General features: G+C 53.4%; 11 protein-coding genes. 3 read left to right on the top strand and 8 right to left on the bottom strand.

Annotated elements, in window-relative coordinates; all coding sequences use genetic code 11:
- The first annotated feature begins 76 nt into the window (after positions 1-76).
- Entirely contained in the window at positions 77-1843 is a 1767-nt protein-coding gene (locus QP324_RS07420; protein WP_284815355.1) for a DUF726 domain-containing protein, read from the top strand.
- Positions 1844-1858: 15 nt separating this feature from the next.
- Here QP324_RS07420 and QP324_RS07415 read toward each other — a convergent pair whose 3' ends face one another.
- Together QP324_RS07415 and QP324_RS07410 are read right to left on the bottom strand one after the other, a co-directional pair.
- Positions 1859-2008 (bottom strand): hypothetical protein, encoded by a 150-nt coding sequence (locus tag QP324_RS07415; protein WP_284815354.1) that lies wholly within the window; start codon positions 2006-2008, stop codon positions 1859-1861.
- A gap of 26 nt (positions 2009-2034) precedes the next feature.
- Entirely contained in the window at positions 2035-2172 is a 138-nt protein-coding gene (locus QP324_RS07410; RefSeq protein WP_284815352.1) for a hypothetical protein, read from the bottom strand.
- Positions 2173-2598: 426 nt separating this feature from the next.
- Between QP324_RS07410 and QP324_RS07405 the strand changes: the two genes are divergently transcribed.
- The gene (locus QP324_RS07405; RefSeq protein WP_284815351.1) at positions 2599-3486 is read left to right on the top strand and encodes a hypothetical protein; all 888 of its coding nucleotides are present in this window, start codon (positions 2599-2601) and stop codon (positions 3484-3486) included.
- A 153-nt stretch (positions 3487-3639) separates the two neighbouring features.
- Here the strand turns inward: QP324_RS07405 and QP324_RS07400 are convergent, their stop codons facing one another.
- From QP324_RS07400 to QP324_RS07380, 5 genes are all read right to left on the bottom strand, one after another.
- Entirely contained in the window at positions 3640-4338 is a 699-nt protein-coding gene (locus tag QP324_RS07400; RefSeq protein WP_250410171.1) for a hypothetical protein, read from the bottom strand.
- Positions 4339-4497: 159 nt separating this feature from the next.
- A complete protein-coding gene (locus tag QP324_RS07395; protein WP_284815350.1) occupies positions 4498-5628 on the bottom strand; it encodes a DUF3322 domain-containing protein in 1131 nt (376 codons plus the stop codon).
- Positions 5615-8977, bottom strand: coding sequence for an ATP-binding protein (locus tag QP324_RS07390; protein WP_284815349.1), 3363 nt, complete (start codon positions 8975-8977; stop codon positions 5615-5617). Before QP324_RS07390 ends, QP324_RS07395 begins: the two co-directional genes overlap by 14 nt.
- The gene (locus tag QP324_RS07385) at positions 8970-9620 is read right to left on the bottom strand and encodes a DUF4194 domain-containing protein (protein WP_150850728.1); all 651 of its coding nucleotides are present in this window, start codon (positions 9618-9620) and stop codon (positions 8970-8972) included. The genes QP324_RS07390 and QP324_RS07385 overlap by 8 nt, the downstream gene beginning before the upstream one ends.
- Positions 9617-11089, bottom strand: coding sequence for a DUF3375 domain-containing protein (locus QP324_RS07380; RefSeq protein ID WP_250412964.1), 1473 nt, complete (start codon positions 11087-11089; stop codon positions 9617-9619). The genes QP324_RS07385 and QP324_RS07380 overlap by 4 nt, the downstream gene beginning before the upstream one ends.
- A 537-nt stretch (positions 11090-11626) precedes the next feature.
- Between QP324_RS07380 and QP324_RS07375 the strand changes: the two genes are divergently transcribed.
- The gene (locus QP324_RS07375; RefSeq protein ID WP_284815345.1) at positions 11627-12478 is read left to right on the top strand and encodes a zinc-binding dehydrogenase; all 852 of its coding nucleotides are present in this window, start codon (positions 11627-11629) and stop codon (positions 12476-12478) included.
- 464 nt (positions 12479-12942) lie between these two features.
- Here the strand turns inward: QP324_RS07375 and QP324_RS07370 are convergent, their stop codons facing one another.
- The gene (locus QP324_RS07370; protein WP_284815342.1) at positions 12943-14049 is read right to left on the bottom strand and encodes a Fic family protein; all 1107 of its coding nucleotides are present in this window, start codon (positions 14047-14049) and stop codon (positions 12943-12945) included.
- Positions 14050-14268 lie beyond the last annotated feature (219 nt).

The raw sequence follows: 14268 nt of genomic DNA, 5'->3' as shown, positions 1-14268 counted from the left end.
CTACGGTGTATCTTCTCTTAAACTATTCGTGTAGCTAATTTAAGCTTCTCATCTACTTACAGAAAGGCTGCTCGCCATGGCCAAGAAGAACTCCATCGAGTCTGCCGCAATTACGTTTAACTCTGAGGATGATGGCTCCTTTTCCTGCGAGCTGCGTTCCAATCTTGGTCGGTTTGTACGTGTTGCGCGGCGTGGTGATGTTCAGTCGCCTGAGGTAGAGGGTGATGCCGAGCTGACTGGCTCGCCGGCGATTGTTGATGCGCTGTGGCTTGCAGCGGTGGGGCAGAAGGAGTCGGATGATTTGGAGGCCCAACTTCCGGCAGCCGTGGCTGCGGTCCAGGAAGACTTCAATTTCAACAGCGAGTTTGTTAACCCGGCTGATCAGAGGGATTTTGCGGCAAAAGCGGTAAAGCGTGCGGTCAAGCGCCACGAAGGAGAGGTCCAAGAGCTTAGGGAGCAAGCCATTGCTTCTGCAAAGTTGGCTACCACTTTGGCTGAGCTTATGGACACGCTTAGTGACGCCACCGAGGAAGGCTGGTGCTCCCGCTGCCTAACCAAGTCCACCCACAGGAAATCCAAGACTAAATCCCTGTACGTGTGCGAGAACTGCGGCTCGGCGACGTCCCATTGCACCGTGCCTCAGTGCGATAACTTCGCCGCCGCCGGCCTCGGTCTCGTGGCTTTGCCGACAGTGTGTGCAGAACACCTTCACCAAGTCCCTGATTTTGAGCGCCTCGACCATCGCATTGCTGACCTCACCCAGTGGCGTGAGCTCCGCGAATTTAAGGCAGCCAATGTTGGTCGCGCAGCCAAGCTCGCCGCTGCTGGCGCCACCGCTCTCGTTCTAGGAGCCGCCGGTGGATGGGTTGCTGCACCGATGGTAGGCAGTGCTTATGGAACCACGATTCTTGGGTTATCTGGTGCTGCCGCTCATAATGCTGGCCTAGCTGCGCTCGGCTTCGGCTCCCTGGCTTCCGGCGGTCTAGGAATGGCTGGCGGCAGCTTGGTCGTTACTGCTGCGGGTGGATTGCTCGGCTCCGCCTTCGGCGTAAAGGCGCTTAACTCTTATGTAGGCGAGGATGGCTCCTTTGATATTCAGTGCGTCCGCAAGGGCAGCGGTACGCCCGTTTTGATCGCACGTGGTTTTACCACTGAGAAGAAGCTCGATTGGCGTACAGAAGTTAAGGCGGTCGAAGCCGCCTACCCTGATTCTCCGATATACCTTGTGACGTGGGGAAGCAAGGAACTGCTGGAGCTTTCTGGGTTCTTGTCCCTAGGGGCCGGCCTCGCTGGTGGGGCTGCTCTCAAGGGCATGGTCAAGCATGCTAGCAAGAAGCTGGCGAAGAAAGCAGCGCCTGCAGGCTTGGCTCTAGGCGCCCTAGACTTGGTCAAGAACCCGTGGACCGTCGCGGTGAATCGCGCCAATAAAACAGCCTTGGCACTCGCCGCAATTATTCAGCGCTCCAACCTAGAATCCGTGGTGCTCGTAGGCCATAGTTTGGGCGGCCGTGTCATGCTCAACCTTGCTACTGCGCTAGCAGGCGCTGCCGGAACCGAGAATGAGGTACGAGTTGAGGCCGTGCATCTTCTAGGTGCGGCCATTGGTCAAGATACGACGTGGGATTCTGTTGGGGAAGCCCTATCTGGGGTTGTCCACAACTACTACTCCCAGAATGACAGGGTTCTCGGATATCTATATCCTGCAGCGATGGGCGGCAGGAAGGCGATCGGGTTCGAAGGCCTGGACGCCTCGTTCGCGGTCAATCATGACGTGAGCGATGCGGTTAAATCGCATTCTGCTTACTACGAGAACGTACAGCTAGCTCGCGCCGTTCAAGACTAGGCGGCGGGCCGCTGCCTAATCTGCTACCGGCAAGAAAGGTGCCATTCCGATGCTCCACTCAAGGTGCAGTGTAGTGGCGGAGATGAGGCTGTCGGCACGGCGGGCTTCTAGTGCGTCGTTGCCTCCGATAAGGACGGAGGCAACGAGCAGGAGGGGAATACCCATTGCGGCGGTGACGGCGATGTAGAGCGTTAGTTGGGTGAGGATGGCGGGTTGGGGGCGAGGACGTCGGCAAGTTGGCGGCGGGCAATGTCGCGGAAGAATAGCTCTTCGCCTACGCCGTTGATCACCAGCGTGGCTAGGGTAATGGGCGCGTTGCCGTGGCGCATATTATCTAGGAGGTCGCTAACCGGTCCGGCTAGGAGTGGTATGTGGCGTACGTTGATCCTGCCGAAGGTACGCAGAACTATGAGAACGACCTCCGATGCGATGCTGTAGGCCAGCTCATGTGGCCAAGCACCAGTCCGTTGGTCGCGTTGTTTTCCATTTGGTCGGCATTACCACTCTTCTCGGGAGGGAGATTGCCTCTGCGGGTTGGTGCAGTTAAGTCGTGAACGGAGAAACCCTAATTGTTAAAAGCGCCGATTATATAAATTGGGCGTTCTGTCCCGCGCCCCTATTGATAAATATCCGCGTTTTATCAATAGGGGTGCATTAGTGGAGTTTCCTCGGGCTACGGAATGGCCTGTAAGTGGGCTAAGTCCGTGACTATTTCTCTTTCGCCAGTGTGCTCCACCAATTGCTAAAATAGATACATGAGAAGAGTGTTCGAGCACGTATCTAGGCGAGGTAAGCCAAGGAAGAATTCATTCGCCGAGTACGAGCAATATCTTCCATTGAAGGGCCTTGGAGCCCATTGTGAGGCCGTCGCCCATACCGTTAACGAGATTGCTTGCTCTCCTAGGCTCCTTACAACAGAAGAGGCAGATTCTCTTGATATTGAATTTGAGCCGAAGATTCGTGGCGCCCAGAAATGGGAAATAGCCCGTCTAGCTGATGATCTGTCTGCGGCTTCGCTGCAAACCGCAGGTGGAATCTTGCATTCTCTTGGTCTGCTCCTGAAATCTGATATTCGCTACCCGCTTACGCCATCAATTCTTGCAAGGTCGGCTTTGGAGAACTCAGCCTTGGTGATGTATTTGAATGAGGACGCAGATCCATGGATCAGGACTGTACGTGCAGTCAATGTTGTTGTTAATGGCTACGAAAACTCGGGTGGGAGGAATAATGCGTCACCCTACAGTGAAGCGACAGCAGATCACATAAAGATGAAGCAGGCATTCGCTTCTCAGGGGTATGGGAAATCGCAGAAACTCTTGAACTACACGGATTTGGTAGCAGAATATTTCGACGGCTTCCAGGGCGGAGAAATGTACAGCCGGTTCAATCGGTCCGTGCATCATAATGTGGTGAGACAAATTGAGCTCGCACTAGCTCAAGACAGAGATGGGCGTCAGAATGCAGTTGAAACCTTTGAAATTGCTATTCGGGCTGCAATTGCGGTCGGTGCAGCGGCATTTAGCCTTCAAGAGTTTAGACACTGCAGCGGTGTCGATGTCGACCCGATCCATGCTTTAAGAGATGTCTTTGAGGATTGGACCTCTTATCTCGACCACCTGGGCAAAAAGGGATTTTTTGACTAGCTCCGTCAGCGCGCATGTAACTCGTCATGATGCTCCTATAGAGCTGCTATTGACTCTAAAGGGGATGGTAGGGCATAATCCTTAGCAGGAGCAGCCCTACATCATGTACAGCTGCTCGACCCTCACCGAGGCTACCGGCAGGTGAGGGTCATTTTATTGTGAATTTCGGTTCGGCTTCGGGAATGCTTGCTTCGGAGTTACCTTTAGAATTTCGCAATGCTCTTCCAAGTATTTTTGGTAAAGAGATGTGCTTTGCCCTCCGTGGGTAAAAGTGCGCCTGTATGTAAAAGCGACGAGGTCCGGTATCCAAAGGCAAGTTTCATCGGCAGGGCTAACCCATGCCAAACTGATTCCAGAGTGCAGTGACTTTTTCTTGCGCATGCGCTTGAGGGTATTTCTGTCTTTATCGTTATCTGACTGAGAGTGGCGTGCTTCGAAAATTATGCCTTTCAGAGAAGGCTCATTCTTGGTGAGTGCAGTAATGAGCAGTTCAAGGCAATCTTGACGAGCATGCTCAATATCCTGATTTCGTTGCAGTGGTCGAAGGCAGGCTATATATTGCAAATCCTCAAAGTCATCGCATAACTTGAGCATTTCTTCGACTTTTTTCCGGCCATCACAACTGCGCATCGATTCGGTTGTATGCCAATAGTTCGACTGTGCAGTCTCCTTGAGGAGGCTCCGAGTGTTACTAAGGTGTTCGAATTTGATGGCCGTGCCGACCAGGATATAGAAAGATTCTGAAAAGTCCTCCTCCGGTGCAACGTAGCTTTCGTCGATGAAGGCAATGATGTCATCAGGTTTTGAGCGTTGGAAAATACGTAATAGGGAAGGGTGAATCCGGTCTGGCAAAGGCCTCTCCAAATGAAAGATTGAATTATATGTTCGAATACTACTTAAGCATATGTATCAGGGCCAGACAATGTTTAGAGCTAATTTGTGTAACGGTTCCGAGCTCAGTTATGCGACAGCCGCGCCATTCGGTTTCCGAGCGTGATTTTAAACGTTAGATCAATCTAATTTGTGGTGGATGGCGTCGCTCGCGTGTGTGAAAGGGATTCGCTCTTGCTCAATTCGCAGCCTGCCCTCGGTGAAGAGTAGACGGTAGGCTTCCTGCTCTTCGGTGGTGAGGTGGGTGAGCGTGGCTGAACCGTCGCCTGGATCAGGGACAGCGAGGTGCTTAAACGCAGTTACGGTAGCAGTATCCATGAGCAGAGATGCGGTGTGGGGGAAGCAGGCGCGCACGGCGTTGAGGATGCTGAAGCCCGCAGCGTCGAGATCACCCCAGTAGGTAATTTCGGATTGGTGGAGCCAGTTGAGGGCGTGGAGCTGATGTGCTGCGGTGCCGGAACCCAAGACGGCAATGGTGGGCGGGGCGGCGTCCGAAAGCACAGGTAAAGCCAGAAAAGTTTGTTTATTTTCCACGATGAGCACTCGCGGTGGCCTGGTGGGGAAAAGGGATGCGGCGTGGGAGAGTGGAATCTCGAGGTCGGACACTGCCGGGATGTGGTTGAGATAGCGCAAGCGAATACGGGCGTCGCTGCGGCGCAGTCCTAGATCCGCGATGCCGAAAGGAGAAAGCAGGGTTAGCAGCAGGCGCCGGTGGGACCCGATCCACTTGCCATCGACGCCCTCTACGGGGACGGCGCGTTCCCACTCACCCGAATCGGGATGGGTGAGCAACCAGTTCAAACACGGTCCCAAGCAATGCAGGTCGTAGGCGCTTAAGTCTTTCCACTGCTTGTAAGCACGGTGAACGGTGTGAGCGAAGTCAGGGTGCTCGGGGAAAATCGAGGCGATCTTTTGAGCTCTTTGAACCGCATGCGAGTATGTTGTGGCCATGCCTGCTGCGGAAGCGATGCGTTCAGGTCCATCAATTACCACGCGTACAGGCACGGAATTGGTGCCCAGCCCAGTACGCGACCAATTGCGGGACTCGTAGATAACCTCTTCCTGGTGCGGCCAGCGCTGCCAGGCGCGGATGAATTCTTGGGTCATTTGTAAATCGCGTTTGGCGGTGGCTGCCGTCGGTGGATGTAGCGGCCAGTCCAAACGGAGGGAATCCGGCGAAGATAGCGCCTCCGCAAAGTGGTTGCGCAAGAGCTTTGCCGCATGTGCTTGTAGGTCTTTAGGAATCCGCATTGGGGTCCTCCTGGGGATACGAGGCGGCGTCGATAAGTGAATAGCCTGTGCGTGCCTGTGGACGGCCATGAATGATGGGCTCGTCGTAGTTGACCACGATTGTGCCGTCGACGTAGGGCGATAATGTTTGAATCAGCTTGAATGGCGTTGCCAAAATCATGTGGAAACCAAACGATTCAAACACAGACATTGCCGTGCGGGTAAAGGCTGGATCTGCGCGGTCAAAAGCTTCGTCCAAAATGATGGAACCATAGGTGGGAACATCCTGATCCGGCTCCGCTAGCCGGAAACGCAGGGCCGCAGCCAAGCAGAAGAAAACTAACTTTTGTGCCTGGCCACCAGAGAGGGAAGCAGAATCCTGATAAGTATTGGCGGTTGTTCCATCGGGGTAGCATTCGCGGCCGATGAAGCTTACGTGTTTTCGGGTATCAAGAACCAGGTTGCGCCAACGAATATCTCCCGGTTGGGTTGAACCCAAGCGGCTGAGAATTTTATCCAAAGCATGGTAGCGCCGCAACGCCGCTTCCGGCTCATCTGCGCTGATCTCGGCCAGGCTATGCGAAGTCGCGGAATCTAGATCTCGCTGGAAATCCTGTACTACCTGGCCGCGAGCGTCTTTCACATCAATTCGCAAGATACGGTCGCCATTAAAGGGCGAGCGCTCCAGCGACTTATTGATAAATTCCATACGCAGCTCGATATCGCTGCGAGCGTGGCGCAACGAAGAAGCAAGGTGAGACAGATTTTGCACCGTTGTTCCGTTGAGTAGTTCCAAGAACTGAGCACGGAAATCGGCAAGGCGATCGGCCCGAAGGAACTTCAACTTTTCAATGCCCTCACCGGCAAAGTTTGCCTGTGGCTGTAAATCCGCAGATTCCGCTGGCCACTGAGACAAGTATTTGTGGAGAACGGAGACAATCTTGGCATTTATCTCCTCGATGTTTCGTGCAGCCGCGCGGGATGTATCGTGCAGGCTGTTTTGTACTGCATCGCGCCGGGAATCGATGTCATCGATGGAAAGCTTGCGCCTTCCGTTGTGGAGGGCCTCTTTGACCTCCTTGGCTATAGCTTCGTCAGTGATGGTAGGTACGGTGCCAATGTTCTGGCGACGCTGTGTGGAGCGCTGAAGCTCGCCCTCAATGCTTCCAAGGTGCTTTTGGGATTGCTTAAGGCGGGCACGGGCTGCAGCTAGCCTATCCTTAGCTCGATTATGCGCGGCATGTAGGGCTTTCGCCTCGGGTGACGAGGCAAGAGAATCATATTGCCGTTGCAGATCTCGTTTGCGAGTTTCTGCAGATGCGGTATCAATATCCTGAAACTTAGTCTCTAATACCAGTTTCGCTTTATCGCGTTGAGTGCGCAGGATATCCATTTTTCGGTTTAAGTCTTGAACTAGCTTGGCGGTGGCACTGGCATGGGCTTTTGCTTTATCGAGTTGCGTGCGCAGCAGCTCAATCTTGGCGTCATTGGTAGAGCCCACCCGATACCAGCTGGTGCCGGAAAAACGCCTGCGGTCGTCTTTAATAAAGCGGGTAGACCCATCTTTATCCTTAGGGCGGCTTTCTAAGCCATCGCGAGTAACAGCTGGGGTCTTAGTTACCTGTTCGAGCGCCGCGACTGAACTGACACATTCATAGTTAAATCGGCGTGAAATATGATGGCGGACCCACGGTGCCATAGGGTGGTCTTGGAAATCCAGCTTGTGAATGAGTTGTTGTGGGCTACGCGCAGTTGCTGGTGCGGGTGCAAACTCAGGGATGGTGCGGTATTCGAGCCGGGTCCCCACGTTCCGAGAATTGACCCACTGATTAATTGCTTTCCGTGCGCTTTCCGGAACCAGCAGGGTAGCAGCAAATCCGTGAAGAAGCTTTTGGAGGACCGGCTCCCATTCCGTCTGTTGCGGACTAATATCCATGAGCTCACCAGCAAAGGGAAGTTCTGACTCGGCGTACCCCGTATCGTGAGCAAGCTGGGACCGTAGCTCTACCAATGCCCTATCTATGTTGGTGTTTCGCGAACCGAAAGAAGCGAGTTCGCTTTTCAGAGTGGCAAACGTTGTCGCGGCGTCGCGAGCAGCTACTCCAGCCTCTTGCTGCTGATTGATGAGCTTGGCAGAGTCAGCTTCGAAGTCCGCGATGCGCAGCTTCGCATTAACCTGAAGTTCCGCAAAGCCGTGGGGACTGAACTCATAATTGTCGGTCCATCGGCCGGCGGCAGCGGCCAAGCGCCGGAATTCTTTGGAGCGGTGCTCGATTTCTTTTTCAGCAGTCTCCATTTTTGCGCTTAGGGCATCGAGCTCGCCGGCACCAAGTTGAGACACAGCCACTGCTGCTAACCGCTCCGCCTCGTCGAGGTGTTTGACCTCGTCCTCGAGAGACTCTGCATCTGATTGCGCCTCTGTCAATTGCGCGTTTAGCGCTCTGATTTGATAATCCAATTCCTCTGCCACCATGTGAGCTCGGACCGCTGGTAGCGCTTCACTCATGGCTTCGGCCTTGTGCTTGGCAGATTCTGCAACATCTCGTTGCGCATGCAGACGGGGAAGGGGAGCGAGTGTGTCAATCTGTGCTTTGACATCCTCCACCCGTAGGTAAGCTTGCCGGAGGTCCTCGAATTGCTCCACAGCTTCATCGGCTCGCTCGAAAGTAGAGGGCTTGTCCAGCATGTAGCCTCGGAAGAGTTGATCCAGGCTGGACAGGGACTTAGCGGATTGAGTGCGGTGTAGGAGCACCTGGCCTAGTTCGCTTTTGATCCCAAGGCGCTTACGAAAGCGATCTGCGAACGTACTATACGTCTGTGTGAAAGATGCCCCTGGTCCCTTATATAAAGCTTTAATCTTGCGGGTATCTAGGCTCCGCGTGAGCAGGGAACTCAGCTTATCGATGTCCTCATCTCCCTGCACCACTCCGTACAGCTTCTTAACCTGGCTCACGGAATTTTCACCGCCATTGAGGCGGAAAATGGCGATGAGGGTATGTTGCTTTCCAGCTCCGTTATCGTAGGTCAGCGCCACAATTGAATTCGTTGCGCCCGTTCGCAGGTACTCGGGAGCAATCTCACCCGTCTGTGTATTTTCCTGTTGCCGCCATGCACCGCGCACATAGGATACGAGATTGCGACCATCATGCCGCCCAAGGTCCTGTTGCGATGCCGCGTTAAATTTCAGATCTTTCTGCGGTACTAACACCGCCGACATTGCATCCAATAAGGTAGATTTGCCGGAACCGGATCCGCCGGTGATTAGGAAACCCTTTCTAGCTACGGGGATGGAAAAGTATCCGTGAAATGTGCCCCAGTTAATTAATTGGATGCGGCTTATCCGGTATTGGCCTGGGTAAATATTAGTCATTGGAATCATCCTCTTGGCCATTCCCTGTCTCCGCTAGGCGGGCGTACTCGTCCCGGATGGCGGTAACTGTGGCGGAATCGAAAAGCTGGCGCAATACGGGTGAAACCTCAAACCGGCCTTCAGTCTCAGTAGCGCTTAACAGTGAATATTCATTGCGGATGCGTTTGATTGCTGCATTGAAGCGATTATTGAATCCGGCCTCGTCTCGGTTATCAACCGCGCGGACGTACCCGATTCCCTCTCGCAGGTCTTCCACGTCCACGATTACACGTTCGCCAGGTAGCGCCAGCCCCAGTTCTTGGCGCAGGTTTAACAAGATGGCTGTGTCGATGTGCTTGAGCTTATCCGTGCGCAGCACCTGCGGAATAGCTAACGTTTCTTCTTCCACCATTCGGGTGAAGGCGAATCCTTCTGCTTCATCGATAACGAGCTCGAGAAATAACTCGTGCAGTCTAGCCCGCAAGTTTTCTTCGTCTGAAATAATCGCAGCCCACAAGACAGGTTCCTTCTGTGCTCGAATAAGTGGTCCTTTTAGCAGCTGTACCAACGCGCGGCGTGAGTTATACGTCAGCGTCCCTTTATCGCTATTCCAAAGCGGCGGTTCATGCTCGGAATCGACGCGGTGATTAAGTGCAGCGGTCACGATAGCTCCTCAATGGTGGTGCGGTCGAAATACATAGTGGGAATCAAGGCGGCGCGTGTTGTGCCGTTTTCTTCGGTCCAAAAGACCTTCTCCGTGGAATTTCTCAAGTCAGGCAGGGGGTGCTGATCCGCAATGTGCACCAAGCCCACTACACTAGCTAAGCCTTGCGTGGCAGGGTAGGCCTGCAATACTTGGCCAATGGTGCACGGGCCCGCCTTATCGACGGCCTTTCGAATCATCTCGTGCAACTCTTCAAAGTCAATCTCTGATTCGCGCACTAGCTCGAGTAATGCTTCTGCGTTTTCCTCGCCTGGCTGGAACGCCTCAGGTGATTCCTCTACTACCTCTCGACCTGGGTTGGCTAAGCGAATGCGTGAAACGGAGTGGATGGACATACCGATGCGCTGCAGCGGCGTCTCCATTCGGTGAAAGGCCTTGAGCTCAGAGTTTTGTGCGGCATCAATGGCCATACCGCGCGCCTCTCTTAGGAGCTCAATCATGCGCCTGTCTTCTGCGAATTGCTCTGAGGAAACGTAGTTGCGCAAGCTACGCGCCAAGCCAGTCATCGTCTGGTTGACATCGAAACTCGTGTCTTCCATATCACGGAAAAGATTTCGCAGGTGCTGCCGCATTTCTGGCGCCAGCTCCTGGCCGGTATCGCTTTCTAATACTTCTTTTATCCACTGGTCCAACCATGCACTGCGTTCCCTATCCATAAGGAGGGAATAGAATCCGCGGAAACTGCGTCCAGCCTCAGATTCAGCAATATGGTCCACGCCGGTGAAGATCTCTTCGAGCACATCGCCACGGTATCCCTCTGGGTCTAATAACTGCCGGCGTAGTTGATGATTGAGGGCCTCAAGTTCGTGGCGCACTCGGGCGAAATCACTCGGTACCGCCGTTGCCATATTAAGCACGTCTTGTACACGTTCTTCTGTCTCTGCTGAGGTTAAGGATTCGAACTGTCCTAAACGTGCCTTTTCAATTTCCTGGTCAATGCGGTTCCGTTCTGCCTCGAGACTGGCAACGCGACTGGCGATGTCCTTATTCGTGTCCCTTGCTAACCGTTGTAGGGCCGAGCTAATGGATTCCACCCGTGATGCTGTGACGGCAGATACCGGTGACTCCCACCGCTCGATGGCCTCTAGAGCAGAAAGTGCGTCTTCGCTTGGTTCCAACGTTTCGCCGTGTGAACTTTTACCTGATTTTCTCACCAACCATCCTGCTTTTACCCAGTCAGTGCAATAACTCTGGGGCGTACGGGGCATGGCAAAATCGTTGGCAATAACCTCAAAATCAGTGACCATCAACTCGTATACCTCCGCCGCTGGCCGTGCTCGGGTACCGCGGGGGAAGTACTCTGCGATCAGCGCCAAAATTACCGGCGCGTTATCAGCCGCAAGCAGTCGTACCGCCGCAGAATTGTGCATTAACCGTCGCAGTGAGAGGGCCCTAGCTTCAACAGACATGACTCGATTTTGACAGCTGTGGCGGACATGTGCAGTGGTGTCTGGTTCATTTATTCGATTTTTGGGTTTCCGAGTAGGGGTATAAAGAGGATCCGTGCGCGGCATGTGGCAGAATTCGCCGTGCCGGTGACAGGTCATTTAGCCCGTCCGAACCGTCGACGATGTGGACAACTCCAATGAAGTACCGGGAATTGGTTTTCACCGACGCCAAAGACGGAGCAGAGTCAGGGTATTGCGTGATGTAGGATTCGCCTGATTTTAGTTGTAAAAGATGATGAAACCAGTCATACTTCCGCTTTCTCAAAGTGCGGATTAATTTATCTAAGCAAGCCCAATGATTTTGAGTTTCCCGCAGATAGTGTCGGCTGTATTCAAGACTCCGTTATTTCAAGGTTGGCAGTAAATTGTGAAAAGAAACCCCTCACCACAGCAATGCTGTAGCGAGGGGCTAGAGGCTAGACGCCAGGATTAGTCCTGTGCAACACCAACGTTGACCTCGATGTTGCCGCGGGTGGCTTTGGAGTAAGGGCACATCTGGTGGGCGGCGTCGGCAAGCTCTTGTGCCTTGTCGTCCTCAACGCCTGGAATAGTGACCTCGAGATTGACGCAGAGGTAGAAGCCCTCACTGCAGCTGCCTACGTCCTTTGGTTGGTCATAGTGAAGTCTGGATCGGGATTCTTGACTATTACGCGCTCGCCTCGGTCTGCTCCGATGGAGAGTGCTTTGGCGGGAGCACTGCGGGTTCGTTGCCTAACAGGGGCGAAGGCCGCGCTTGGCGATGTCCCCGCCTCAATCGTCTCCTGTGCCGGAGCCACCGTTATGGCTGCCCTCGATACGGCCTGTCCCTCCATGGACTCGTTGAAGGAAAAGCGGGTCCTAGTCGTGGGCTTAGGTATGCTCGGTCTCCTTGCGGTGGAGGCCGCTTTGCGCGCGGGCGCTGCCGTCACCGCGACGGATCCCAACTCTCATCGGCGCAGGTACGCTGCTCAGCTGGGTGCCTGCATCTCCGGTTTTAGTGACTTCGATCCCGCTTTAGATATTGTTGAGAACTTCGACGTCGCGCTGGAATTCTCCAGCTCGCCCCAAGGTGTTATCACCTGTTTGAAGCCTCTCGACATTAATGGCGTGGCCGTACTCGCCGGTTCCGTTGCGGACAGCCCTGCTATCGACTTGGACCCCGAATGGATTGTCCGCGGCTGGCGCACTGTTACCGGCGTGCATAACTACGAGCCGCATCACCTTGAGCAGGCCGTCGACTTACTTGCCGGCTCCCGCATTGACTGGCAATCTGTCACCGATGGCCCTATCACCCTCTCCCAAGTTCCCGAGGCATTTCACCGTTCGGCAGGGGAGGGGATGCGGAGGGTGGTTGACCTTAGCGAGTCATAAATCGCAGGAAAGCAGCGCCTTAGCTTTGTAGGCAACGTATTTCTTCCGCGACGCTAGCTCCGCCCATTTCGTCCACTGTGCTTGGGAATGCGCCGCGAAGCGCGTCTTGGCACTCGCCCTCTATGCCACCTGAACCTGAATTGCCACGTTTCTCGCTGGGGAGAGTACTAGGAAGAATTAGCGGGGCTAAGATATGGACAGAGAAACCCTATTTATTAAAAATCGACGATTTTATAAAATAGCCATCCACTCTGGGGATCTTATTGCTAAAAACCCGCGTTTTTATCAATAAGGATCCGCAGCGGTGACTACAGGAGTGGAATGCACAGCAGCGCGAAGGGGCACGGCGTGTTGGGCACCAGGTGTTAAGGATTAGATGTACTACGACTGCTAGGTTGGCCCCTTTCTCATTATCAGCATTGAGAACTCGACAAGAAGGGCAGTATCTCTCACTACGAGTGTTGCTATTCAATGTCTAGAAACTCACGGGCTTCTTCCGTGAGTGCAAAAGAGAGCGGCTTGTGTGACCGCTCTTCCAAGAGCCCTTCCTTAACTAGACGTTTCGTATCGGCACGGACGGTTTGCTTACTTTTATCCAAGTAGGTCGCTAGAGTGTCGAGATCGAGTCCTAAGAGAGGGCCAAAAAGCGCGGCTTGTCCCATTATGAAGAGGATATTAAGTCGGCGATCCTCTTTGGAAGTTCCAGGCCCATTTCGCAGTTCTTGAATTCGGCCTTCGAGTTTCTCGAGGGCGAACTTTTTTCGCTCAAGTGAGTTTAATAGAGATTCTTGCGCCGAGCTCAACATCTCTAGGAGCGCAATGACAAAAAACGTTGCCTCGCCACGATTGAGAGGCTCTTCGGTGACCGTGAAGGACTTGTAGTATTTTTGCCGGTCTTTCGAGAGCTCTCGAGAAAGAGACATCGCGGTGGGTACAGAAAGTATTTCTCGCAGCTTCAAGCCCATGAGAAACCGGCCGAGACGGCCATTGCCATCATAAAATGGATGCGTGTGCTCGAACATAAAATGCCCTGCTAGGGCATTAATGAGGCCGTTTGAAGTAGACGCTTGACACGCCAGGAACTGTTGGAGCCTGGTTCGAATATCTTGCTCGTTGTGAGCCTCGGACGTGAATTGGGTGCTGCCGCCAAAGATGTGGACAACGCCATTTCGAAACAGCTCACCGTCGATACCATTCTCAGCATCGATTTCTCCTTTGAGGAGAGAATCGTAGAGCGCGCGAATATCTTCAAGCTGAGTGGGAAAGCTGACCTCACTTCCATCGAGTCCGGTAAGCGAAGAATATAGCGCTGACATTTCCTCGAAGCGCTTGGTGGAAGTAGAATCCGCCTTGGATAAAGCTTCCGCGATTTCTTTCTTTGTGGAATGAACGCCTTCAATCTCGTTCGAAGATTGAATTTCTTCAATCAAGAGTTGAAAAATGTAGTGGCGCGTCGCAGCTTTAGGTAACAGGGACCATAACCGGGAAATAATAACTTCTCGGCGCCAGACCTGTTCACACAAGGAGTGGAGCCGAGTGGTAACAACAACAAAGAGGTCTTTTCCGCGCACCTGATAGTCCCAACGGATTGTACTCGGACTCTGCAGCCTAAGAGCGTGAGCCTCGTCGACGGAGGATTGTCCGTGTGAAGACTGATGGAAAATAGACTTTAAAGAGTGATAAGAGTGTGCCATCGAGGTTCTTTCTATTTGTTAAAAACGCGCCTTTTTATAATTTAGCTCCACCCTACGGCGGGCTTATTGATGAAACGGCACGTTTTTATCAATAAA

It is taken from the genome of Corynebacterium sp. UMB0012, assembly GCF_030216265.1.
Lineage (GTDB): Bacteria > Actinomycetota > Actinomycetes > Mycobacteriales > Mycobacteriaceae > Corynebacterium.
This window is presented reverse-complemented; position numbering and strand designations above follow the sequence as displayed.